The following is a 21,267-nucleotide window of genomic DNA, read 5'->3' on the forward strand; positions in this document are numbered from 1 at the left end:
CCGTCTGCCCGCGGCGAGGCCTGAGCGGATGCAGAAGCGATGTGTTCGAACACCGTATCCGGCAGGGTCGGAACTTGCAGCAGCTCGTCGCGACTCAAGGCGCCGATGAGGACCTTGGCCGGGCGCGCCTATCGCCGAGAGGCGAGGGTTGGAGCGGTCTTCGTTTGATCGGCCGTGGCGCTCTGCAGCGTCGCTCGCCTTTCGGCCATGGCATGATTGAAAAGTTCAAGGACCAGACCGAATGCGGCCAGGTCCTCTTGTTCGATTGCTCCATCATCGTAGAATTTGAGGGTCTCGCCGATGATCGCATCGACCTCGCGCTGCACTGTCAGCAGATCGTCTTCCGACCCGGCATTGCGCACCTCCGACACCGCGGCAAGAATGCGGTTGCGACAGCTGGTGTTGTCGTCCGGTTCGTCGTGGTTCAGATAGCGACGCAGCCAGGCGGCGGCGGAACCGATGCCGGAAAGAACAAGCAGGGCGAACCAGAAGTAGTCGCTGTACTTGTCCAGAAAGGTTCGCTCCGTGCCGTTGATGACCGCCGCGGCGCCCCGATGCACCGAGGGTTCAGTCTCCTTCTCCGTGTCGGGCTTCGTGATGTGCGAAGCGCCGGCCACGCCTTGCGTGATCGTGTCGCGCACCGCGAAAAGCTGCCGATAGAAGGCCGCCGCCTTGGCTTCAGACAGTTCCTTTCTCGCCAAGATCAGGTGGTTGACGCTGATCGTGTCGACCTTGTCCTCCGGCCAGGCCGGCTGCGCGTTGAAGACGCTGGCCGGAATTTCCTCGGCCTCATAGCGCGCGTGCTTCAGAGCAATGGCCTCGGATGCGTCGATTGGAAGAAAGGTGGGAGCTCCGCGCGCTCGGGCAGTCGCGGCGATGGCGTTTGCCGTGATTTTGCTGTCGAGCGGACCGACGGCGAGATACGCATCGAGGGTAGGGTCTTGCGCAAGCTTTTCGATCTCGTCTGTCCCAAATTGGGCCGTGGCAACCTTATCGGGGGGCACGCCGGAGCCCTCCAGAATGGTCTGGAGGACTGCGACGTTTGCTCCGGTCCTCCCGATGATGCCGACTTTGTGACCCGCCAGATGCGCGATCTCTCCGATCTTGCCGGTGGCCTTCTTCTTGGGCTCGTTGCCGCGTCGTCCGGAGGGCGACCACAGGACGACGTAGTTCTTCCGCAGGATGGCCAACGTTTGCGCGTCGGGCGGCATGCCAAGGTCGCCGCGGCCGACCGCCAGGTCGGTTTTGTCGGCGGACAGCAGGGCGAGCGATTCAGCCGCTCCTCCGGTCGTGATGGGGGAGAGCCTGACCGTCCTGCTTTCCTCACCGAAAGCGTCGGCCATCGCCTGGACCACCTGGTGGTCGTCGCTCCCTGCCGGTCCAACGGCGATCCGGAGAGTCTCGGGCTGCAAGACGTAGAAGAGGGCGGCCGCAGCGGCGCCAAAGGCAACAAATCCCAAAGCCAACACGATGAGCAACCTTCGTTGACGACGATCGTGAGCACTCCTGACTGGATCGGACGGTGACATCAGCGGACCCTCTCACAACGAACGCCTGTTCGGCTACAAGCGCGCCGGGAACCTGGGCGAACCGGTTTCCGTCTGGAATGTTCCGCCGCGCCTAGAGAGTTCACGAAAGGTGGCCAGGTTTGCGACGGGCGGTCCTTAGGCCTCCAGGGTCCGCTTCGGGTTATAGCTGTCGCTGTATAGAACGCCGAGCTGATGACCATTGGCCCTCGCCGCTGTTCGAATACAGCGGTGCGCGGCTCTCGTCGGCCTGCACGTCGGGCAAATCAGCCCGGTCGTTCGCGCGCTTTTGCACCATTGCAGGGTCATGCGCGGCGACGCCCGGTCAGCGCGACGGGCAGCATTTCTCAAGCCAAATCAGAGGGAGGCGGACCTGCGAGCGCCCGCCGAAAAATTTTTGTTTCTTTTTTTCAGAAATCATGCATGATGCGCGCATCCCGCCTCGATGAGAGGGACGTTGCGCGCGATCGTCACGACACGTGAGGCGGGGATGCGGTGGCCGTGGAGCGTCGCAGCGTGCGCTTATCGCATGTGGACGAACGACGCATCACGGACGCGAAGTCGTGTGGTCCTGGCCTCCCGGTGCCGAGGTCAAACCTGTGATCATGCATTGCAGGCGACGGGGTCAATCAGCCGGTCCCCGGGGAGAGCACGAAAGAAGCGTTAAGACCGCCGCGCGGGGAATGCCGGTTGAACGGCTGAACCTGTGGTACCTGCCGCCTGCATTTTTTTCGCAGGCGGGCCATGGGTGAGGCCTTCACCCGGCATTCCCTGCGCCCTCTCGCTATTCGAGGGCATCTCGATCGCAGCACTCGGGCGTGATCCGCCGCGAGGCTACGAACGCACGGCCGCAGCTGTTTGAAACGTGGATAGGACCAGAACGATCTCCTTCAATCGCGCCCCTGGCGCAGGCTCGGCGTGGTTCGTTCCGTCGGCATGACGAACTTTAGGTCACGTGGAACCGGAACTGCAGGCGATCTCTCGGTGTTGAGCGGACATCTTGAACACACTGGAGGACGAAGATGAGAACACGTGTTGCTGTTTCGCTGGTTGCCGCGTCGCTGCTGGCCTCGACTGCCGCCTTTGCCCAGTCCACGACCGTCGAGGGCGCCGCGAACGGCGCTGCGGCCGGTGGCGCTGTTGCCGGACCGGTCGGTGCCATGGTCGGCGGGACGGTCGGAGCGGCCGTCGGTGCGGGCCTGGAGATTCCGAATGCCGTGATCACCTCGATCGATGCCGAGCGCGCGCCGTCGGTGGTCGTGCGCGAGCGCGTCGTGGTGGGCGAGCCCTTGCCCGATACGGTCGAGCTGCGCCCCGTGCCGCGCTACACCGAGTATCGCTATGCGGTCGTCAATGATCGGCGGGTGATCGTCGATCCGCGCACGCGCCGCGTGATCAAGATCATCGAGTGATCTGACGCCGTCACACAGGGGAGGCCTCGCTGCTGACGCGGCGGGGCCTTTCTTTGCGCTCAGGTCGTTTGCGCGCGAACCTGCCGGGCGAGCCAGTCGAAGGTGGCGGCAAGGCCGAAGCCGATACAGGCGGCCGCGGCGTCGACGAGGAAATCCTCCAGGCGCGCGTGACGCCCGGGCGCCCAGAACTGCGCGACTTCGAGCGCACCGATCAGCACCACCGCGATGGTCGTCGCCAGCAACCGATGACTGCGATAGGCGAGGCCGAAGGCCAGGCCGATCAGGATGAAGGCCAAGGCGTGTTCGCCATCCTGTCCAAGATGGGAATGGGGCCGATAGTTCGGGGGCCCCAGCGTTGCGAAGGCAACGGCTGCGGCGAGCAGCCAGGCCGACAGGCGAAATACGATTTTCATGCCCGCTGCATAGCATGATCCGGGCCATCAGCCGGGGTCACAGCCGCTTGAGCCGCCGATGTAGTTAACGTGGCTCCGAGCGAAGCTTTCTCATCATACCGCGGGCTGCCGGCCGGCGGCGCTCAGATCGGCTGCCGCACGCCCAGACCCTGCATGAAGCGCTCCCGGATCTGCGCGGGATCGCGCCGCGTGGCCCCCACGCCCGGCTTGTCGTCGATGCGCGCCGCGATCAGCACCGGGCCGGCGGCCTGTAGCGCGAGGTCGACCAGGCGTTCGAAATCCTCCTCGTCCGCCGCCCAATGACTGGCGGAGATGCCGCACCCCGCGGCAATCGCGACGATGTCGGCATGCCGCGCCGGCGTCGGCTGGCTTCCGGTGATCTGATAGACGCCATTGTCCATCACGATGATGGCCAAATTCTTCGGTGCACGTGTCGCGATCGTGGTCAGGCAGCCCAGCTGCATCAGCAGCGAGCCGTCGCCTTCGAGTGCGACGACGCGACGCTGCGGCTGCGCCAGCGCGACGCCGAGCGCGATCGGGCAGGCGAGGCCCATGCTGCCGAGCATGTAGAAGTTCTGCGGCCGCTGGCCCGCCGCCCACAGATCGAAATTGGTGTTGCCGATGCCGCCGATCACGGCTTCCTCGCGTGTCAGCTTCGCGACCAGCCGGCAGGTCAGATCGAAGCGGTTCATGACCTTTGTGTTGCGCACGTGATGGCCGGTCTCGGCTGCGCTCATGCGAACACCTTTCCGCCGGTGAGCAGGGGCGACAGGATCAGCGCCACCGGCGCCTGCGTGGCTATGGCCTGCTTGATCGAGCGATCGACGACGAACTCCAACTCGTCGAGGCGGGTCATGGTGTGGTGCTCCATGGCCAGCGCATCCAGCACCGGCCGCATCGTCCGGCACACCAGCGACTGGCCATAGTTGAACTCACCGAGCGTGCCGCGCTCGGACACGACCATGATCAGCGGGATCTGGCAGGGCACGACCAGTGAGGCCAGCACGTTGGCCAGTGTCGCGAACCCCGAGGTCTGCATCAGCAGCGCGCCGCGCCGGCCGCCCATCCAGGCGCCCGAGAGAATGCCGACGGCTTCCTCCTCGCGCGCGGTGGCGAACGTCGTGAAGAATGGATCGGCGTGCAGGCTCTCGATCAGCGGGGTCAGGACGCGGTCGGGCACATAGGGAACGAGGTCGACCGCGTTGCGCTTGAGCGTATGCAGGACGATGTCATGCCAGCTTGGCGCGGGTGATGCTGATCGCGCCGCATCGGCTTCGGCGGCCATTGCTGTTCCTCCCTGGCGCTCATCGTGTCTTCCGAGATGACGCTCCACCGAGCTTGACGCGGCCGGCCTGATTGTCAACATGTCGGCCGGCCGGTCAGGCATCCGCCGCCCGAATCCGAAATCAAGCAACAAGAAACCAGGAGGTCGCCCCGATCATGGCCGCGAACTTGAAGCGCGTCTTCTACGTCAAATATCTGGCGCATCCGATCTTCAGCGAACACCTTGCGTCCCGTCCGGATGTCCGGCTCGATCGGTTGGAGAACGACAGTTCCGACGAGGTGGCCGCGCCGATCCTCGCCGCGGCGCATGCCTACCAGGTCGGCGCGGCCCGTGATGAGCTTGCGCCGCACTTCCACGTCGATGCCGAGCTGTTGCGGCGCGCGCCCCATCTGCTGATCGTGTCCAGCAACGGCGCGGGCTATGACCCGGTCGATGTTGACGCTTGCACCAAGGCGGGCGTCCTGGTCGTGAACCAGTCCGGCGGCAATGCCCATTCGGTCGCCGAGCACACCCTCGGCATGATGCTGACCCTGTCGAAGCGGATCATCGAGTCCGATCGCAGGCTGCGCCGGGAGCGTGACGTCAACCGCAACGACCTGATCGGGCATGAAGTGCAGGGCCGCACGGTCGGCATCGTCGGGCTCGGCCAGGTCGGCCGCCGCATCGCCGCGCTGTGCAGCGGCCTGCTCGGGATGACCGTTCTGGCCTACGATCCCTATCTCTCCGCAGCGGAGATCGCCGCGCGTGGCGCGACGAAGGTCGAGCTCCATGAACTGATGCGGGAGTCCGACTTCGTCTCGATCAATTGCCCGCTGACCAGGGAAAGCCGGGGCATGATCGGTCCCAGCGAATTCGCGCTGATGCAGCCGGGTGCCTATTTCATCACCACAGCCCGCGGCTTCATCCACGACGAGGATGCGCTGCTCGAGGTGCTGCGCGATAAGCGCATCGCCGGTGCCGGGCTCGACGTCTGGTCCAAGGAACCGCCGCCGCCGGAGCATCCGCTGCTGCAGTTCGACAACGTCCTGGCGAGCCCGCATACGGCCGGGGTCACCCGGGAGGCGCGGCAGAACATGGGGCAGATCGCCGCCGAGCAGCTGCTCGCTGCGCTTGACGGCGGGCGGCCGCCGCGCCTGATCAATCCGGAGGCGTGGCCGCTCTACAGTGCCCGTTTCCGCGAGACGTTCGGGGTGGCGCCCGCGTAGCCAGGTGCGACCGAGAAGATTTCATGCGTCGGAAGCCGTGATGCAGCAATGAATCTTCTCTCCAGGCCGGCTTCGACGAACCGGACATTGCTATTTTCCGGCGCGTCTCGACAGCCGCCGCCAGGCTGATCATTTTCCTTTCTGCGCCATGAGCTTAGGGGTGATCCTTCGCTCGGCGCAGAAGGACCTGGTCAGATGCGTCGGCTGAATTCAATCCTGAGGGCAACACACGGTCGCGTTCGTCGCGCCGTCTCGAACTTCGTCGCGATCGCTGCTGCGAGCCTGCCATCCGCCGGCGCCTGAGCCGGTTCCGTTGCTGCATCAAATATTTGCATCGACCGATTGATATCGGTCAACAGCCACGGCGCGAGCGCGGTAACATGGACTTCAAGGACTGCTGAAACAGCAGGGAGGTTCCATGTCCCACTATGTCGTTCACTTCATGAAAGATGTGCTCGGCGAGAACGGCCGCGAGAGCGAGATCTGTCAGTGCACGCTTGAAGTTGATGCCGAGAGTGAAGGCCAAGCCACTGAAATTGCAAAGAAGAGATTCTGCGAGCAGCAGGCGCTGCGCGATTGGTCGCTGCACGCTGATCGCATCCGGGTGAAGTCGGCCGACTTTCCGTCCTGATGCGACGTAGGCCATCGCTTCGAGACGCCCTACGCGAACCCCGTTCCCTCAAGAAACGGGGTCAAGGCATCGAGCACGGCGTCGGGAGCCCGTTCCGGCAGCAAATGACCGCAGGCGATCTCGACACCGCGCACGTCGTCGGCCCAGCGGCGCCAAACTTCGGCGGCGGTGAGCGTGCCGCTCTCCATCCCCTCGGCGACCAAACGCTCTGCGGCCCATAGCACCAGCACCGGACATGCGATCCTGCGGCCGGCGGCACGGTCAGCCAAATCATGCGCGACATCGGGGCCATTGGCGGCACGGTAATCCTCGATGATCGCATGGCGTACGGACGCCTTTCGGAAAGCCTCACGATAGGCGGCAACGGCGTCGGGATGCAGTTTGTGGATCCCACCGGCCATCTGTTCGAGCGTGGCGTCCAGGAAGGCGTCCGGATCGGAGGCCAGCAGGCGTTCGGGGAGATCGCCGGGCTGAGCTAACAGAAACCAATGGAAAGCACCCATGGCAAACCGCCAGTCCACGGCGGCTCGGACATCCAGGGTCGGCACGACAGCGAGGGCGGCATAGGCGCGGACGTGATCCGGGTGATCCAGCGTCAGCCGATAACCGACGCGCGCGCCACGATCATGCCCAACGACGGCAAAGCGCTCATGACCGAGGGCTCGCATCATGGCAACCAGCTCGATGCCGACCGAGCGCTTGTCCCAGGGCCCGGCATCGAGCGTCTGGCTGTTCCCGTAGCCTGGCAGGTCGGGAACGATGACCGTGTGGCGGGTCGCCAAAGCCGGCGCGACAGCATGCCAGCAGGCATGGTCTTGCGGATAGCCATGCAACAGCAGGACGGGCGGCCCGTTTCCGCCAACGACCCCACTGAAGCGCGTGCGTGAGGTCGCATGGTCGAGCCTGGCGAAACCTTCGAACAGGCGATGGGGCGAGGAATGGCTGGTGTCACTGGTCATGGCGTTCGTCCTTGAGTCGATCGCGACTGATGAACGGGCTCGGGCGGCGTGGCTCTCGACGGGCTCGCAGGGCGCGATCGGGCGCCGGGCCGCGCAAAGGATCGGCTTTGGGTGATCGCCACGCCGCAGATGCAAATCAGCGCGCCGGCGGCAAGGCGCGCGGTCAGCGGCTCGTGCAGGAAAATCACGCCACCGGCTATCGCGTAGGCCGTCTGGAGCAGCCCGTAGGGTGCAATCCGTGCCATCGAGCATTTCGCGATCAGCCAGAACCACAAGCCAAAGCCGGCGATCCCGCCGAGCACGACAGTGTAGGCAAAGGCCACCCACGCCAGGGGCGGGGAGGTGTGCAGTGAGGCGAGTTGGCCATGCTCGAGCAACGCCGAGGCCACCCAAACTTGCGGCACGGTGAAGAGCGACACCCAGGCCATGAGCTTCAGAGGCTCGAACGGACCGTAACGCTTGGTGAGCACGTTTCCGATTGCCATGGCAAGCCCGGCGCCGATGACCAGCAAGGTCGGAAGGAGCTCGATCGGCACCGTCGGCGCCGCGACCGTGAGTCCTACGCCTGCGAATGCGACCGCCACGCCGAGGACCACCCGCAGCGGCGGTCGCTCGCCGAGGAGCGGCCAAGCGAGCAGAACCGTGAACGGTGTCTGGAGCTGGAACGCGACCGCCAACACACCCGCTTCGCCGTGTGCGAGCCCGGCATAGACCAGTCCGAAATTCAGGCCACCCATGAAAATCGATATCCCGACGACCGGCCCAAGCTCGCGCCGCGTGAGGCGCCCGACGAACGGAAGCACGAGCGCGGCGATGATCGCGAAGCGCAGGCCGAGAAAAAACAGCGGAGGAAACGCCGTCAGGCCAACCTTGATCACAACGAACTGGAATCCCCACAGCAGCGGCACCAGCAGGGCGCAAGCGATTTCGATCGGCGACATCGACGCCTCTTTCACGACCGTTCAGTCCAGATATAGAGGTGCTTGTGGAACTTGGTACTCACGCTGTCCCCTACTTTGTGAAACGGTCGAACAGTGCGTCGACCGTGGTTTGCCACACGGTTCGATCGATCCCCGTCTTGCCGACGACACGGAGGCCTTCGACCAGGCACAACAGGATGCGCGCGGCGCTCAAGGGCTCGACTCCATCCGCCAGCTCGCCCTCGGCCCGCGCGCGTGCCAGTGCGTCAGCCAGCCGCCGTTCCATCGTCGTGAAGAAGCGCCGGATGCGCTTTTCGACCTCGACGTCGTGCGCGACGAGCTCCATCGCCGTCGCCACGACCAGACATCCGCGCTTTCCTTTGGCACCACTGGTGCGACCGACATAGCCGTCGAGACAGGCACGCAGGCCCGCGAGCGCGTTCTGCCGGGAGTCGAGCTCGGTATCGAGCCGGGCCAGAGCGTCGTCGATGTATCGGTCGAGGGAGCGTAAAAACAGGCCGTGCTTGTCGCCGAAGGCGGTGTAGAGACTGCCGCGCGACAGCTTTGTCGCTTCAAGCAGGTCCGGAAGCGATGTGCCGTGATAGCCGTGCGACCAGAACACATCCATGGCGCGCTCGACGGCCGTTTCCGGGTCGAACTCTCGAGGGCGGCCTCTCGGCAACCTTGCTGAGGTGTTTCGTGCCATCATTCATATATCATGACCGTTCGGTCGTTAAATGCAAGAGGTCTCCTGGAAGATCGGTTTCAGCACCGGCGCCGGGACAACCGGGAGTATGCGGTCATCCGGTCGCGGCGGTCCTTAGCGGCCGAGCCCTGGAGGCGGTGCCTCGCTGGCGCCCGGACCGAGGGAGCGTTGCACCATCACCGTATCGGACCAGCGGCCATAGCGGTACGCAACCCCTGGAAGCAGCCCGACCCGGACGAAGCCGAACCGCTCGTGGATGCTGAGCGAAGCGGTGTTGTCCGCATCGATGTAGCCGATCATCTGGCGATATCCGGCAGCGGCACAGGCGTCGATCAGAGCTTGCATCAACAGCCGGCCGACCCCGCGGCTGAGATGCTCGTGATGCACGTAGATCGAGTGCTTGACCGCAAACCGGTAGGCGGGCCGCTTCCTGAACTGCACCACATAGGCGTAGCCGACGACCTCGCCGCGAAACGTCGCCACCAGATGCGGCAGACGCTGATTGCGCAGGTTCTTGCGCCGCTGCTTGAGGTCATCCGGCTCCGGAGCCCCCGAACCGGCGGCGCTGTCTTCGACCCCGCGGCGAACGTGGCGCCGGTAGATCGCGAGCATCGCCTCGACGTCCTCGTCACGTGACGGCCGGACGTTGACCGGCGGTTCGGTTTCGAGAGCGGTCGTCGTGCTGTCCATGGTTCGGATTACTCTGCGCAAACATAGGTGTAGAGCCGAATCTGACCAGATTCGTCGATCTCCTTGTACAATCCCTGAATCTCGACGTCGAAGCCCGGGAACGTGTTGAAGGCGCGCTCGAACATCTTGAGGTAGTCGATCATCGGTTTGGCGCGGTCGGCGAGTCGTTCGCCTGGCACGATGGTGGCGATGCCCGGCGGGTAGACCACGAAAGGCGTTGTCGCGATGCGTCCCGCGATCTGATCGATCGGCAGGTAGTCGACCTCGTTGCGCATCAGCGCACGCGCCGCCTCGCGTGGCGACATCGCGATCTCCGGCATGTGCTGAGGCTGGAACTGCTTGGCCTGCAGCGCGCTCACGTCGGCCTCGCGGTAGAACCGATGCATCTCGGCGCAGAGGTCGCGCAGCCGCACCTTGCCGTATCTGGCAAATCGGCGGCGCGTGAATTCCGGGATAGCATCCTCCAGCAGCACGTTGTCGTCGTGGAGCCGCTTGAACGCGACGAGCCCGCTGATCAGGGTGCCCGCCTTGCTCGCCTCAACGCCCGGCGTAAGCAGGAACAGCAGCGAGTTGAGATCGTTCTTCTCCGCCACGATGCGGTTCTCGCGTAGATATTGGGCGACGACCGGGGCGGGGATGCCGTGTTCGGCATAGCCGCCCGTGACCCGATCGAAGCCGGGGGTCAGCAGGGTCAGCTTGTTCGGATCGGTCATGGCGAAGCCTGCGGCGAGATCCGGAAAGCCGTGCCATGCCGCGCCGGGCGCGAGCTGCCAAAGCGAGGCGTCGGTCGCGAGTTGGTCGGTCGAGATCGCCTCCCAGGCCACGTCGTGGCGAGCGTCCGCACTGGCCGCATCGGGAATGGACACCCGATCAGGCACGAACGGCTCGAAGAACCAGCGCCTGGCCGGGTCCTTCTCCTTCTCCTCGAACTCGCGGCGCATCGCGCGGATCTTCTTGCGCAGTTCGATGCCGAGCCGGATCGTGTCGTCCCACAGCACCTCGCCGGAGCGGCCCTTCATCATCTGCGCGCCGACATCAAGCGACGCGAACAGCGGATAGAACGGCGAGGTCGAGGCGTGCTGCATGAAGCTTTCGTTGAAGCGGCGATGCTCGACCCGTCGCCGCTGGCCCTTGATGTGGCGGTCCTTGACGTGGATCTGGGACGCCTGCGAGAAGCTCGCGAGCTGCTTGTGGGTCGATTGGGTGGCAATGATGCCGGGAGCGTCGGGTCCGAGCTCGCCGAGTCCCATGGCGAAGCGCCCGGCATAGAGCGGGTGAAATTTCATGAAGCCGGCCCAGGCCTCGTCGAACATGATGTAGTCGCAGAGATGGCCGATGCGCTTCAGGATCATCTCCGCGCTGTGGATGGTGCCGTCATAGGTGCACTGCTCGACCACGGCGATCCGGAACGGCCGCTCCTTGCGCCACGCGTCGGGGTCCTTCACCAGGGGGCTGTTGCGGATCTGCTGTCTGAGGTGCTCCTCGTCGAGCAGGTCCCAGCGCATCGGGCCGATCAGGCCCCAGGGATTGCGCACCGTCGGGATGTAGATCGGGACCCCGCCCGAGATCAGCAGCGCGCCATGGTGGGCGGCCTTGTGGTTGTTGCGGTCGAACAGCACGAGGTCGCCGTCGGTGACCAGCGCCCCAAGCACCACCTTGTTCGAGGTCGAGGTACCGTTGAGGACGAAATAGGTCTTCTCGGCGCCGAAGATCTGCGCCGCTTCCTTCTGGGCGCGCAGCGCCGGTCCCTCATGGGTGAGGAGGTCGCCGAGGTCGAGCACCGAATTGTCGAGATCGTCGCGGAATACGGCCTCGCCAAGATGCTCGACGAACACCCGTCCGATCGGGCTGCGGCTGTAGAACACGCCGCCATTGTGCCCGGGGCAGGTCCAGAGCTGGTTGCCTTCCTCGGCATAGTCGACGAGCGCGCCGAAAAATGGCGTCTTCAGCGTCTCGGCATATTGCTTCAGCCGGCTGATCAGGTTCTTGGCGATGAAGGCGGGGGTCTCCTCCGACAGGAAGACGTAGCCGTCGATGAAGTCGAGTACCTCCACCGGCAGGTCCTCGAATCGCTTGCGCCGAATCAGGAGGATGATCGGGAAATCCAGACCGCGCCGGCGCATCAGGTTGATCAGCGACGCCGTCTTGCCTTCCAGCCCCTTCTTGCCCCATTCCACGACCATGCAGCCGATCGCGGCATCGGTCTGCACGGCGATCTCGGCATCCTCCAGCTTGCGAGCGCGCACGACCTCGAACCCCGAGCGCTGGATCTCCTCGATGATCTGGTTGAAGCGGACGCCGGCGAGGTCGTCGGTCTCGAAGACGGGCGCGGCGAACAGGAAGGTGAAGCGGCGGAAGTAATCCATGCGAGTCTTTCGGGCTGGTGGGCAGTCACGTCTCGACCGGTTCGATGACAGGTGGATGACAATCAGGCATAGGGCGCGCCAAGGTTCTGCCAATGAGCCTGCTTTGTTCGCGTCCTGCGCTCTAGGGGACCGCGCCCATGCGCTTGTGTTGGCCGTGTCGCAGTGGCAATCGTCCCAACACTTAGCAGAGCTGAAAGGATCCGTGGTGCTCCCTGAATGGATCAGCGTTGAATGTGCGGCTCCCTCCGAGACTCATCGCGAGGCGGCCCTGGCGCGCCAGGCGCAACTGACGAAGCCGATGGGAGCGCTCGGACGGCTGGAGGAGGTCGCGGTCGCGCTTGCGGCGCTGCAGGCCTCAAAGACGCCAGGTGCCGACCGCGTCCCTGTGGTGCTGTTCGCCGGGGATCACGGCATCGCCGCGCGGGGGGTCTCGGCCTATCCGCCCGAAGTCACGGTGCAGATGCTGGGCAATTTCGCCGGCGGCGGGGCGGCGATCTCGGTGCTGTCGCGCAGCCTGGGCTGTCCTCTCGAGGTCGTGGATGCCGGCACCCTGGCCGTTGAACCGATGCGGGGGGTGGTCGTCGACAAGCCGCGGCGCGGTACCCGCGATTTCAGCGTCGAACGCGCGCTGACGCCGGAGGAGGTCGCATTTGCGTGCGATGTCGGACACCGGGCCGTCGAGCGGCAGGCCGGCCATGCTCCGCAGCTCTTGATTTTCGGCGAGATGGGCATCGGCAATACCACCTCGGCCGCCGCGATGGCAGCCGCGCTGCTGTCATGCGCGCCTGCCGACATCGTCGGCAGCGGGACCGGGCTCGACGCCGAGGGCCGGGCGAAGAAGGCGAAGGTCATCGCCGATGCGCTGGCGCGGCATGGCCTTGCATCTGACGCGCCGGTCGCTGAGGTGATGGAAGCCGTCGGCGGCCTCGAGATCATCGCGATGACCGGCGCGATCATCGCCGCCGCGCAGCGGCGCTGGCCGGTGCTGGTCGACGGCTTCATCGTCTCGGTCGCGGCGCTCGTGGCCGTCAGGCTCAATCCCTCGTGCCGGCCCTGGCTGCTGTTCTCGCACCGCTCGGCCGAGCGCGGCCACGGCATGGTGCTCGAGGCGCTCGGTGCCCGGGCCTTGATCGATCTCGATCTGCGGCTCGGCGAGGCCTCCGGCGCGGCGACGGCGCTCCCGATCATCCGGCTCGCCTGCGCGCTCCACAACGGCATGGCGACCTTCGCGGAGGCCGCCGTATCGGGACGCGAATCCTGATGCGGATCGATCTTCTGCGCCATGGCACGACCGGCCGCGATGGTTACCTCGATGGCCGCACCGATCCGCCGCTCAGCGATGCCGGCTGGGACCAATTCCGGCGGCAGACGCAAGGTGGCATCTGGCGCCGCGTCGTCAGCTCGCCGCGGGCGCGGGCACGTGCAGCCGCCGAGGACTATGCGCGACGGACCGGGTGTGCGCTGGACATCGACGCCGATTGGAGCGAGCTCGATTTCGGGCGCTGGGAGGGGCGTAAGCGCAGCGACATCGCGGCCGAACCTGGCGGGGCCGCCTTGCTCGACGCCTTCCATGCTGATCCCGCGGCATCAGCGCCGGATGGCGAGAGCTGGGCCGATCTGCAGCAGCGCGTGGCGCGTGCGCTCGATCGTATTCTCGCCCGTCCCGAACCCGCGCCGGTCCTGGTGGTCGCGCATGGCGGCGCCATTCGCGCCGCGCTGTCCCATCTGCTCGGCTGGCCGTTGCATCAATTGTGGAGTTTGCGCATTCATCCGGGGACCCGCATCATGCTCGCTGCCGGGCAGGGCGGGGATGGCGCACCCTGGGGCGAAATCGTCGAGATCATCCAGCCATGAGCTTCCGTGAATTCTGGATCGCGCTGCAATTCCTGACGCGGCTGCCGACGCCGCGCATCATCGATCCGCGCCCGGACGATCTCGCGCGCGCAGCGCCGTGGTTTCCCGCGGCCGGACTGGTGGTCGGGCTGTGTCTGGCTCTGATCGCCCGGCTTCTTCACAGCGCCGATCCGTGGATCGTTGCGCTCGCCGTGCTCGTCGTCTGGATCTGGATCACCGGCGCGCTGCACCTCGATGGGCTCGGCGATGTCGCCGATGCGTTCGGAGCCTCGCATGGCAAGCCGGAGCGGTTCATCGCCGTGCTCGGTGATCCCCATGCGGGCAGCTTCGCCGTCGTCGCGATCACCTTGCAGATGATCGCGAAGCTGGTGCTCGTCGCCGAGCTGGCGACCGAGCCTGCCGCGCTCTGGGCGCTGGTTCTGATCCCGGCCTGGGCGCGATGGGGCACGCTGGTCTGCAACAAGACGCTGCTCTCGCTGAAGCCAGGACTGGGCGCGAGCATCGCGAACAGCGTCGGCTGGAACGTCATTGTCGCCTGGGGCATTGCGCTCGCCATTGCGGCATTCGCCGGCGCACCTGCCACCCTGATAGCCATCGCTGTCGTTCCGGCGGTCGCCTTCTACTGGCAATGGCGGCTCGGCGGCATCACCGGCGACTGTCACGGCGCCAGCATCGAGGTGACCGAGACACTGCTGCTGCTCGCCTGCGTCCTCGGCTGAACTGCGTCAGCGGCCGAGCGCCTGCGCCAGCCGCTGCCAGCTCGTCTCATCTCCCGGCAGGCCAAAGCGCAGCCAGGCCGGATGGGCCGGAAAGCGCCGGACGTGAATGCCGTGACGAGCGAGCCGCTCGGCGATGTCAGGCGCGTTCGCGGTGTCGATCAACCGGAACAGCGGCGTGCCGCCGACGACATTGCAGCCCGCGCTGCCGAGCAGCGCATCAAGGCGCAGGCAATCTGCCGTTAGCCGCGCACCTGTCTGCGCCAGCCAAGCATCGTCGGCCAGCGCCGCCGTCCCGATGGCAATCGCGGGTCCCGATATCGCCCACGGTCCGAGCTCTTCGGGCAGTCGCCGCACGATGTCTTCGGAGCTGATCGCAAAGCCGAGGCGGACGCCGGCAAGGCCGTAGACCTTGCCGAAGGAGCGCAGCACGATCGTCGCGGGCGGCAGGTCGGCCACGAGGCTCGCGTTGGGATGGAGATCGGTGAAAGCCTCGTCGACGATCAGCAGGCCGTCGCGTCGTCGCAGCGTCGCGGCCAGTGCGACCAGCGTGTCACGTGGCAGCAAGCGGCCGGTCGGGTTGTTGGGATTCACGATGACAGCGACGTCGGCGACGGCGAGCGCGTCGACATCATCGACCAGGGCCACGCGATGACCGCAACGGCGCCAGCACAGCGCATGCTCCTCATAGGTCGGCGCGAGCACTGCGACGGTCGCGCGCGGGCGCAGCCGCGGGAGGATCTGCAGCAGGGCCTGCGTGCCGGGCGCGGCAACGATCATTGCGGGCGCTTCCACGCCATAGCGCGCTGCTGCCGCCGCGAGCAGCGCATGCTGCTCGGATCTGGCTGGCAGACGGGCCCAGGCCGCGGGCGGGATTTGCGGCACGGGGTAGGGCACAGGGTTGATGCCTGTCGACAGGTCGATCCACGGCCGTGGCGCATCCGGGTAGCGACGGCTGATCTCGTCGAGATCGCCGCCGTGAAGGATCGCTTCCGGCTCTTCCGTGCACGTGCTAGTCGATCTGTCGTCGTCCATGTCTGTCCCTTAGCGGAGATCGATGTTCGTCTCTCTCGCGCTCACGGCGCTCCTCGTCGAGGTGGCGGTCGGTTATCCCCAGGTCCTGGTGCAGCGGATCGGCCATCCCGTCATGTGGATGGGCGCGCTGATAGCATGGGCCGACCGCCGCTGGAACCAGGGCGAAGCCAGCCACGCCGTGCGCCGTGCGCGCGGCGTGGGGCTCGTCGTTCTGCTCATCGTCGCGATGATGGCCATCGGCCTGGCCGCGACCTGGGCGATGCAGGCCGTGGTGGGCGAACCGGCTGCAACGACCGTCCTTGGACTGCTGGCAAGCAGCCTGCTGGCGCAACGCAGTCTCGACACGCACGTCGCGGCGGTCGCGGCGGGATTGGAGAACGAGGGGATCGACGGCGGCCGTCGGGCGGTGGCGATGATCGTCGGCCGCGATCCGGAGAGCTTGAGCGAAGCCGGCGTCTCACGCGCGGCCGTTGAAAGCCTGGCGGAGAACTTTTCCGACGGCGTCGTCGCGCCGCTGTTGTGGCTGGTCGTCGGCGGCCTGCCGGGCATCCTGATCTACAAGGCCATCAATACCGCCGACAGCATGATCGGTCATCTCTCGGAGCGTCACCGCGCGTTCGGCTGGGCGGCGGCGCGGCTCGACGATCTCGTCAACCTGCCGGCGTCGCGGCTGTCCGCGCTGTGGATAGCAGCCGCTGCCGCCTGCGTTCCCAAAGCCTCCTCGGCAGCGGCACTGGAAACGGTTGGACACGATGCCTCGAAGCACCGTTCGCCGAATGCAGGCTGGCCGGAAGCGGCGATGGCGGGCGCCCTGGGATTGCGGCTGGCCGGGCCGCGCGTCTATCACGGTCACCTCGTCACGGATGCCTGGATGGGGCATGGTCGCGCCGACCTGGACGCCTCCGACATCCGGCGCGCCTTGCGGCTCTACCGGCTGGCGTGCCTGATCCAGGCTCTGTTCATCGCAGGACTTTTCCTCGTCAGGGTTTTGTAGTGGCTGTACGCGGCCCGGGCTCAACGGCCAGCGCAAGAATGCGCCCCACGTCGATGTGGCGTTCGAGATGCGCCGCGAGCGCATCCAGCGTTGTCTCCACGTCGCTCTCATAGGCCAGGTCGCTCGCGGACGCGCCGAGTCCGCGCAGCCAATGGGCGCGCAGGCCATCATCGGCGAACAGGCCGTGCACGTAGCAGCCGGCGATCCGGCCGCCGGCCGCGACGGCGCCATCGCGGCGGCCGTCGGAGAACGTCAGGAATGGACAGCGTGTGTCGGGGCCCTCGGTGCGGCCGATATGCATCTCGTAGCCGCGGAAGGATACCTCGTCCTGCGTCAGGATTCCCTGGACCTCGCGCAGCGCCTTGTCCGGCGTCAGCGTCGTTTCGACATCGAGCAGACCGAGCCCAGCCACCGAGCCCGGTGCACCTTCGCGTCCGTCAGGATCGCTGATCCTGCGGCCCAGCATCTGATAGCCGCCGCAGATGCCGAGCACGCGGCCGTGCCGGCGCAGATGTGCAGCGAGATCGATATCCCAGCCGGCCTCGCGCAAGGCGGCGAGATCGGCGATGGTCGCCTTCGAGCCCGGCAGGATCACGATTCCAGCATCGCCCGGGATCGGCGTGCCCGGCCGCAGGAATTGCAGATCGATTCCATCCTCCAATCGAAGCGGGTCGAATTCGTCGAAATTGGAGATGCGGGGGTAGGCGAGCACGATGACCTTCGTCCGATGCCCTCCGGCGGATCCGTGTTCAGGCAGGCCGAGGGCATCCTCGGCCGGCAGACGTCTGGCGTCGGCGAAATGCGGGATGAGGCCGAGCGACGCCCACTGCGTCCGTGCCGCAATCTCGGTCATGCCCGAGGCAAACAAGGCGGGATCGCCGCGGAACTTGTTGACGAGGAAGCCCGCGATGAGCGCGGCGTCGTCCGGCGCGAGCACCGCCTTGGTGCCGACGAGGCTCGCGATGACGCCGCCGCGATCGATGTCGCCGATCAACACGACCGGAGTTTGGGTTGCTTGCGCGAAGCCCATGTTGGCGATGTCGCCGGCGCGCAGGTTGATCTCCGACGCCGAGCCCGCGCCTTCGACGAGCATGATGTCGGCATCGGCAGCCAGGTGATGAAAGCTGTCCAGCACCGCAGCCATCAATCGCGGCTTCATCGCCTGATAGGCGGATGCCTTGGCGTGGCCGATGACGCGGCCCTGCACCACGACCTGCGAGCCGATGTCGCTTTGCGGCTTCAGCAGCACCGGGTTCATGTGGACCGAGGTCGGCCGCCGCGCCGCGCGCGCCTGCAGCGCCTGGGCGCGGCCGATCTCACCGCCATCGGCGGTGACGGCGGCATTATTCGACATGTTCTGCGGCTTGAACGGCGCCACCCGCAGGCCGCGCAAGGTCAGCGCGCGCGCGAGGCCCGCGACGATCAGCGATTTGCCGACGTCGGAGCCGGTGCCCTGGAACATGATGGCGCGCGCGGGCATGATCTAGAACTCGATGCCTTCCTGCGCCTTCACGCCGGCGGCGAAGTGATGCTTCACGAGCCCCATCTCGGTGACGAGGTCGGCGGCTTCGATCAGTTGGGGCTTGGCGTTGCGCCCGGTGACGACGACGTGCAGATCGGGGCGTCGCGCCGACAGACTTGCGACGACGTCGGCGATCGGCAGATGGTCGTAGCGCAGCGCAATGTTGAGCTCGTCGAGGATCACCAGCCCGATCGAGGGATCGGCCATCAACTCCAGGGCCTTGGCCCAGGCCTTCTCGGCGGCGGCGACATCGCGTGCGCGATCCTGGGTTTCCCAGGTGAAGCCTTCGCCGAGCGTGTGCCACGACACCTGGTCGCCGAAGGCTGCGATCGCCTTGCGCTCGCCGGTCTCCCAGGCGCCCTTGCCGAACTGCACGACGCCGATGCGAAAGCCGCGGCCGAGGGCGCGCAGCATCAGGCCCCAGGCCGCCGTCGACTTGCCCTTGCCCTTGCCGGTGTGGACGATCAGCAGGCCCTTTTCGATCGACTTCGACGCGACTTCGGCATCCTGGACGGCCTTGCGGTTCTCCATCTTGGTCTTATGGCGCGCATCGTCGGCGTTCTCGGTCATCGGCATGTCCTCATCTCACCATCATTTCAAGGTCAGCGGCAGACCCGCGGCCATCAGGATCACGCGATCCGCAACGGCCGCGACGTCCTGGTTCAGTCGGCCCTGGGCATCGCGGAACGCGCGGGCAAGCGCATTGTCCGGCACGATGCCGAGACCAACCTCGTTGGATACGGCGACGATGGGACCGCGCGCCATCGCGAGCGCCTCGATCAGCTCGGCACATCGTGCCGGAACGTTCATGTCGGCGAGCATCACATTGCTGAGCCAGAGCGTCAGGCAATCGATCAGCATCGGCACGCTCGAATTTGCCTGTGCACGGACCAGGCCTGCGAGATCATGCGTGGTCTCCAGCGTCTGCCATCCCTCGGCGCGGCGTCCCTTGTGCTGCGCGATTCGGTCCTTCATTTCGTCGTCGAACGCCTGCGCGGTCGCGATGTAGATCCAGGGCGGGGCGCAGGCGGTCACGAGGGCCTCGGCGTGGCGGCTCTTGCCCGAGCGCGCGCCGCCGAGCACCAGGGTCAGGCGCGGGAGGGCAGGATGCGGGAGGGCGGGGGGCATGGCTCCGGGACGGCTCCAGGATTCCGATTGACGGGCTTCGGCTCGATCCGTATCTAACAGATGACGGTTCTCCGAAAGGAGAGATTTAGGGAACACGGTGCGGGATCACACCCAAGGCCGTGGCTGCCCCCGCAACTGTAATCGGCGAGTGTGAGGCCAAAAAGCCACTGGGAAACCGGGAAGGCGGTCTCACGCGGCGACCCGAGAGCCAGGAGACCTGCCGTCGACATTGCTGTTGGCCGACCCGTCGCGCGGGGAGTCGCGATGCTGGTTTTGATCCCGCCGGGATGGGCGGGATGCCGTCGGGTGCAGCGCATTTTACGGAACTCTTCTGGGGTCCGGAAGCGACGGAGACGGCCATGCAGTGCAATCCTTCTCGGATGATCAAAGCTCCTGTGATCAAAGCCCGTGTGATCAAAGCCCTTGGCGTGATCGCCTGATTGATGTCCGCATCAGCGAAGAGCGAGACGACGTTGTTCGTCTGCATCACCTGTCGTGCCCAGGCGGGCGAAAACGCATCGGATGATCAGCCGCGCGCCGGAGCCCGGTTGCTCGCGGCCATCGAAGCGGTGCCATCGGAGCTGCGGCCCGCCGTCACGGTCGTCCCGGTCGAATGCCTGTCGAACTGTAATCGTGCCTGTACGGTCGCCGTGACTGCGCCCGGCAAATGGACCTATGTGCTCGGCGCGCTCGATCCGGACGTGCATGCCGAGGACGTGCTGGCCTTCGCACGGCTGCACCAGCAGCACGAGGCGGGCCTGCCCGCGTGGCGGGAACGTCCCGAATACATCAGAAAAAACACCATCGCGCGCGTGCCGGCAACGCCCGCTCCAAGTCGGACACAAGAGGCACCGCTGCCATGACGAAGTCGTTCGCCAAGACGCCTTGCACCATCGTGACCGGCTTTCTCGGGGCCGGCAAGACCACGCTCGTGCGCAACCTGATCGAGACCGCGAACGGACGGCGGCTCGCCATCATCGTCAACGAGTTCGGCGATGTCGGCATCGACGGCGACATCCTCAAAGGCTGCGGCGTGCCGGATTGCCCGGAGGATCGCATCGTCGAACTCTCGAACGGCTGCCTGTGCTGCACGGTCGCCGATGATTTCGTGCCGGCGCTTCGCAGCCTTCTCGATCAGAAGGAGCCGCCCGAGCACATCGTGATCGAGACGTCCGGGCTGGCGCTGCCCAAGCCGCTGGTGCAGGCGTTCAACTGGCCCGAGATTGCGACGCGCGTCACCGTCGACGGTGTCGTGGCGGTCGTCGACGGGCCCGCCGTGATGGCGGGGCGCTTTGCCGACGATCCCGTGGCGCTTGCCGCGCAGCGCGCCGCGGACGATTCGCTCGATCACGACAATCCGCTCGAGGAGGTCTACGAGGATCAGCTGCTCTGCGCCGACCTCGTCGTGATGAACAAGAGCGACCTGATGAGCGACGAGCAGCGCAAGCATGTCGCGTCGGAGATCACGGCGAAGGTGCAGCGCGCCGTCAAGGTGATCGCGACCGAGCACGGCCGGCTGTCGGCCTCGGTGCTGCTCGGGCTCGGTGCCGCCGCGGAGGACGATCTCGCGGCGCGACCGTCGCATCACGACAATGAGGCCGAGCACGATCACGATGATTTCGAGAGCTTCGTGCTCGACGTGCCGGCGCAGGCCTCGCCGGATGCGCTCGTCGATCGCATCGCGGCGGCTGTCGATGCCCATGACGTGCTCCGGGTGAAGGGCTTCGTGGAGGTCGCGGGCAAGCCGCTGCGTCTGCTGGTGCAGGCCGTTGGCAGCCGCATCCAGCATCAGTTCGAGCGGCCGTGGCGCGCCGGTGAAGCGCGGCAGGGGCGCCTGGTGGTCATCGGTGAGCGCGGCCTCGATGCCGCTGCGATCAAGAGCCTGATCGCGGGCTAGGCGAGGCC

General features: G+C 66.2%; 22 protein-coding genes and 1 riboswitch. Of the genes, 9 read left to right on the plus strand and 13 right to left on the minus strand.

The window, feature by feature from the left end; genetic code table 11:
• Nucleotides 1-128 precede the first annotated feature (128 nt).
• Nucleotides 129-1,529, minus strand: coding sequence for a TAXI family TRAP transporter solute-binding subunit (locus LQG66_RS36865; RefSeq protein WP_231321741.1), 1,401 nt, complete (start codon nucleotides 1,527-1,529; stop codon nucleotides 129-131).
• Between the two features lie 1,019 nt (nucleotides 1,530-2,548).
• Here LQG66_RS36865 and LQG66_RS36870 point away from each other — a divergent pair.
• On the plus strand, nucleotides 2,549-2,938 hold the full coding sequence (locus tag LQG66_RS36870; RefSeq protein WP_231321743.1) for a DUF1236 domain-containing protein: 390 nt from the start codon (nucleotides 2,549-2,551) through the stop codon (nucleotides 2,936-2,938).
• A gap of 59 nt (nucleotides 2,939-2,997) precedes the next feature.
• On the opposite strand, the gene LQG66_RS36875 is transcribed toward LQG66_RS36870, so the two are convergent.
• From LQG66_RS36875 to LQG66_RS36885, 3 genes are all read right to left on the minus strand, one after another.
• Nucleotides 2,998-3,351 carry a VanZ family protein gene (locus LQG66_RS36875; RefSeq protein WP_231321747.1) on the minus strand — a complete coding sequence of 118 codons (354 nt, stop codon included), beginning with the start codon at nucleotides 3,349-3,351 and terminating at the stop codon, nucleotides 2,998-3,000.
• Between the two features lie 122 nt (nucleotides 3,352-3,473).
• Nucleotides 3,474-4,088, minus strand: a complete 615-nt coding sequence (locus LQG66_RS36880) for a thiamine pyrophosphate-dependent enzyme (RefSeq protein ID WP_231321749.1) — start codon at nucleotides 4,086-4,088, stop codon at nucleotides 3,474-3,476.
• Nucleotides 4,085-4,636, minus strand: coding sequence for a thiamine pyrophosphate-binding protein (locus LQG66_RS36885; protein WP_231321751.1), 552 nt, complete (start codon nucleotides 4,634-4,636; stop codon nucleotides 4,085-4,087). Before LQG66_RS36885 ends, LQG66_RS36880 begins: the two co-directional genes overlap by 4 nt.
• Nucleotides 4,637-4,791: 155 nt before the next feature.
• On the opposite strand from LQG66_RS36885, the gene LQG66_RS36890 reads away from it, so the two are divergent.
• A complete protein-coding gene (locus LQG66_RS36890; protein ID WP_231321753.1) occupies nucleotides 4,792-5,841 on the plus strand; it encodes a hydroxyacid dehydrogenase in 1,050 nt (349 codons plus the stop codon).
• A 418-nt stretch (nucleotides 5,842-6,259) separates the two neighbouring features.
• Entirely contained in the window at nucleotides 6,260-6,472 is a 213-nt protein-coding gene (locus LQG66_RS36895; protein ID WP_231321755.1) for a hypothetical protein, read from the plus strand.
• 29 nt (nucleotides 6,473-6,501) lie between these two features.
• On the opposite strand, the gene LQG66_RS36900 is transcribed toward LQG66_RS36895, so the two are convergent.
• From LQG66_RS36900 to LQG66_RS36920, 5 genes are all read right to left on the minus strand, one after another.
• Nucleotides 6,502-7,431 (minus strand): alpha/beta fold hydrolase, encoded by a 930-nt coding sequence (locus LQG66_RS36900; protein WP_231321757.1) that lies wholly within the window; start codon nucleotides 7,429-7,431, stop codon nucleotides 6,502-6,504.
• Nucleotides 7,428-8,372 carry a DMT family transporter gene (locus tag LQG66_RS36905; protein WP_231321768.1) on the minus strand — a complete coding sequence of 315 codons (945 nt, stop codon included), beginning with the start codon at nucleotides 8,370-8,372 and terminating at the stop codon, nucleotides 7,428-7,430. The genes LQG66_RS36900 and LQG66_RS36905 overlap by 4 nt, the downstream gene beginning before the upstream one ends.
• Before the next feature lie 70 nt (nucleotides 8,373-8,442).
• The gene (locus LQG66_RS36910; protein WP_231321771.1) at nucleotides 8,443-8,979 is read right to left on the minus strand and encodes a TetR/AcrR family transcriptional regulator; all 537 of its coding nucleotides are present in this window, start codon (nucleotides 8,977-8,979) and stop codon (nucleotides 8,443-8,445) included.
• Between the two features lie 192 nt (nucleotides 8,980-9,171).
• On the minus strand, nucleotides 9,172-9,747 hold the full coding sequence (locus tag LQG66_RS36915; protein WP_231321773.1) for a GNAT family N-acetyltransferase: 576 nt from the start codon (nucleotides 9,745-9,747) through the stop codon (nucleotides 9,172-9,174).
• Between the two features lie 8 nt (nucleotides 9,748-9,755).
• Nucleotides 9,756-12,113 carry an Orn/Lys/Arg family decarboxylase gene (locus LQG66_RS36920; protein WP_231321776.1) on the minus strand — a complete coding sequence of 786 codons (2,358 nt, stop codon included), beginning with the start codon at nucleotides 12,111-12,113 and terminating at the stop codon, nucleotides 9,756-9,758.
• A 205-nt stretch (nucleotides 12,114-12,318) separates the two neighbouring features.
• Between LQG66_RS36920 and cobT the strand changes: the two genes are divergently transcribed.
• Genes cobT through cobS form a run of 3 tightly spaced genes read left to right on the plus strand, consistent with a single transcriptional unit; the run spans nucleotide 12,319 to nucleotide 14,686 of the window.
• The gene (gene cobT, locus LQG66_RS36925; RefSeq protein ID WP_231328082.1) at nucleotides 12,319-13,374 is read left to right on the plus strand and encodes a nicotinate-nucleotide--dimethylbenzimidazole phosphoribosyltransferase; all 1,056 of its coding nucleotides are present in this window, start codon (nucleotides 12,319-12,321) and stop codon (nucleotides 13,372-13,374) included.
• A complete protein-coding gene (locus LQG66_RS36930) occupies nucleotides 13,374-13,967 on the plus strand; it encodes a histidine phosphatase family protein (RefSeq protein WP_231321785.1) in 594 nt (197 codons plus the stop codon). Before cobT ends, LQG66_RS36930 begins: the two co-directional genes overlap by 1 nt.
• Nucleotides 13,964-14,686 (plus strand): adenosylcobinamide-GDP ribazoletransferase, encoded by a 723-nt coding sequence (cobS, locus tag LQG66_RS36935; RefSeq protein ID WP_231321788.1) that lies wholly within the window; start codon nucleotides 13,964-13,966, stop codon nucleotides 14,684-14,686. Before LQG66_RS36930 ends, cobS begins: the two co-directional genes overlap by 4 nt.
• Nucleotides 14,687-14,692: 6 nt before the next feature.
• On the opposite strand, the gene cobD is transcribed toward cobS, so the two are convergent.
• On the minus strand, nucleotides 14,693-15,718 hold the full coding sequence (gene cobD / locus LQG66_RS36940) for a threonine-phosphate decarboxylase CobD (protein ID WP_231321801.1): 1,026 nt from the start codon (nucleotides 15,716-15,718) through the stop codon (nucleotides 14,693-14,695).
• Between the two features lie 22 nt (nucleotides 15,719-15,740).
• Here cobD and cbiB point away from each other — a divergent pair, with 22 nt between their 5' ends.
• Nucleotides 15,741-16,712 carry an adenosylcobinamide-phosphate synthase CbiB gene (cbiB, locus tag LQG66_RS36945; protein ID WP_231321812.1) on the plus strand — a complete coding sequence of 324 codons (972 nt, stop codon included), beginning with the start codon at nucleotides 15,741-15,743 and terminating at the stop codon, nucleotides 16,710-16,712.
• On the opposite strand, the gene LQG66_RS36950 is transcribed toward cbiB, so the two are convergent.
• From LQG66_RS36950 to cobU, 3 genes are read right to left on the minus strand one after another with little or no spacing between them, the layout of a single operon-like run.
• Entirely contained in the window at nucleotides 16,699-18,192 is a 1,494-nt protein-coding gene (locus tag LQG66_RS36950) for a cobyric acid synthase (RefSeq protein ID WP_231321824.1), read from the minus strand. The genes cbiB and LQG66_RS36950 overlap by 14 nt on opposite strands.
• 3 nt (nucleotides 18,193-18,195) lie before the next feature.
• The gene (cobO, locus tag LQG66_RS36955) at nucleotides 18,196-18,804 is read right to left on the minus strand and encodes a cob(I)yrinic acid a,c-diamide adenosyltransferase (protein ID WP_231321826.1); all 609 of its coding nucleotides are present in this window, start codon (nucleotides 18,802-18,804) and stop codon (nucleotides 18,196-18,198) included.
• Between the two features lie 21 nt (nucleotides 18,805-18,825).
• Nucleotides 18,826-19,362 (minus strand): bifunctional adenosylcobinamide kinase/adenosylcobinamide-phosphate guanylyltransferase, encoded by a 537-nt coding sequence (cobU, locus tag LQG66_RS36960; RefSeq protein ID WP_231321828.1) that lies wholly within the window; start codon nucleotides 19,360-19,362, stop codon nucleotides 18,826-18,828.
• Nucleotides 19,363-19,409: 47 nt separating this feature from the next.
• A riboswitch (cobalamin riboswitch) is annotated at nucleotides 19,410-19,601 on the plus strand.
• 204 nt (nucleotides 19,602-19,805) lie between these two features.
• On the opposite strand from cobU, the gene LQG66_RS36965 reads away from it, so the two are divergent.
• Together LQG66_RS36965 and cobW are read left to right on the plus strand one after the other, a co-directional pair.
• A complete protein-coding gene (locus LQG66_RS36965) occupies nucleotides 19,806-20,225 on the plus strand; it encodes a DUF1636 domain-containing protein (RefSeq protein ID WP_231321831.1) in 420 nt (139 codons plus the stop codon).
• Complete coding sequence (gene cobW / locus LQG66_RS36970) at nucleotides 20,222-21,259, plus strand: cobalamin biosynthesis protein CobW (protein WP_231321834.1); 1,038 nt, start codon at nucleotides 20,222-20,224, stop codon at nucleotides 21,257-21,259. Before LQG66_RS36965 ends, cobW begins: the two co-directional genes overlap by 4 nt.
• Nucleotides 21,260-21,267 lie beyond the last annotated feature (8 nt).

Source organism: Bradyrhizobium ontarionense (genome assembly GCF_021088345.1).
Taxonomy (GTDB): Bacteria; Pseudomonadota; Alphaproteobacteria; order Rhizobiales; family Xanthobacteraceae; genus Bradyrhizobium; species Bradyrhizobium ontarionense.

What these genes read in the sequence shown, in the direction of transcription:
- cbiB (WP_231321812.1), top strand. Translation starts at nt 15,741, where the DNA reads ATGTTCGTCTCTCTCGCGCTCACGGCGCTCCTCGTCGAGGTGGCGGTC.
- LQG66_RS36895 (WP_231321755.1), top strand. Translation starts at nt 6,260, where the DNA reads ATGTCCCACTATGTCGTTCACTTCATGAAAGATGTGCTCGGCGAGAAC.
- cobU (WP_231321828.1), bottom strand. Translation starts at nt 19,362, where the DNA reads ATGCCCCCCGCCCTCCCGCATCCTGCCCTCCCGCGCCTGACCCTGGTG.
- cobO (WP_231321826.1), bottom strand. Translation starts at nt 18,804, where the DNA reads ATGACCGAGAACGCCGACGATGCGCGCCATAAGACCAAGATGGAGAAC.
- LQG66_RS36880 (WP_231321749.1), bottom strand. Translation starts at nt 4,088, where the DNA reads ATGAGCGCAGCCGAGACCGGCCATCACGTGCGCAACACAAAGGTCATG.
- LQG66_RS36920 (WP_231321776.1), bottom strand. Translation starts at nt 12,113, where the DNA reads ATGGATTACTTCCGCCGCTTCACCTTCCTGTTCGCCGCGCCCGTCTTC.
- LQG66_RS36865 (WP_231321741.1), bottom strand. Translation starts at nt 1,529, where the DNA reads ATGTCACCGTCCGATCCAGTCAGGAGTGCTCACGATCGTCGTCAACGA.
- cobS (WP_231321788.1), top strand. Translation starts at nt 13,964, where the DNA reads ATGAGCTTCCGTGAATTCTGGATCGCGCTGCAATTCCTGACGCGGCTG.
- LQG66_RS36965 (WP_231321831.1), top strand. Translation starts at nt 19,806, where the DNA reads ATGTCCGCATCAGCGAAGAGCGAGACGACGTTGTTCGTCTGCATCACC.
- LQG66_RS36875 (WP_231321747.1), bottom strand. Translation starts at nt 3,351, where the DNA reads ATGAAAATCGTATTTCGCCTGTCGGCCTGGCTGCTCGCCGCAGCCGTT.
- LQG66_RS36870 (WP_231321743.1), top strand. Translation starts at nt 2,549, where the DNA reads ATGAGAACACGTGTTGCTGTTTCGCTGGTTGCCGCGTCGCTGCTGGCC.
- LQG66_RS36910 (WP_231321771.1), bottom strand. Translation starts at nt 8,979, where the DNA reads ATGGATGTGTTCTGGTCGCACGGCTATCACGGCACATCGCTTCCGGAC.
- LQG66_RS36950 (WP_231321824.1), bottom strand. Translation starts at nt 18,192, where the DNA reads ATGCCCGCGCGCGCCATCATGTTCCAGGGCACCGGCTCCGACGTCGGC.
- LQG66_RS36885 (WP_231321751.1), bottom strand. Translation starts at nt 4,636, where the DNA reads ATGGCCGCCGAAGCCGATGCGGCGCGATCAGCATCACCCGCGCCAAGC.
- LQG66_RS36930 (WP_231321785.1), top strand. Translation starts at nt 13,374, where the DNA reads ATGCGGATCGATCTTCTGCGCCATGGCACGACCGGCCGCGATGGTTAC.
- cobD (WP_231321801.1), bottom strand. Translation starts at nt 15,718, where the DNA reads ATGGACGACGACAGATCGACTAGCACGTGCACGGAAGAGCCGGAAGCG.
- LQG66_RS36915 (WP_231321773.1), bottom strand. Translation starts at nt 9,747, where the DNA reads ATGGACAGCACGACGACCGCTCTCGAAACCGAACCGCCGGTCAACGTC.
- LQG66_RS36900 (WP_231321757.1), bottom strand. Translation starts at nt 7,431, where the DNA reads ATGACCAGTGACACCAGCCATTCCTCGCCCCATCGCCTGTTCGAAGGT.
- LQG66_RS36890 (WP_231321753.1), top strand. Translation starts at nt 4,792, where the DNA reads ATGGCCGCGAACTTGAAGCGCGTCTTCTACGTCAAATATCTGGCGCAT.
- cobW (WP_231321834.1), top strand. Translation starts at nt 20,222, where the DNA reads ATGACGAAGTCGTTCGCCAAGACGCCTTGCACCATCGTGACCGGCTTT.
- LQG66_RS36905 (WP_231321768.1), bottom strand. Translation starts at nt 8,372, where the DNA reads ATGTCGCCGATCGAAATCGCTTGCGCCCTGCTGGTGCCGCTGCTGTGG.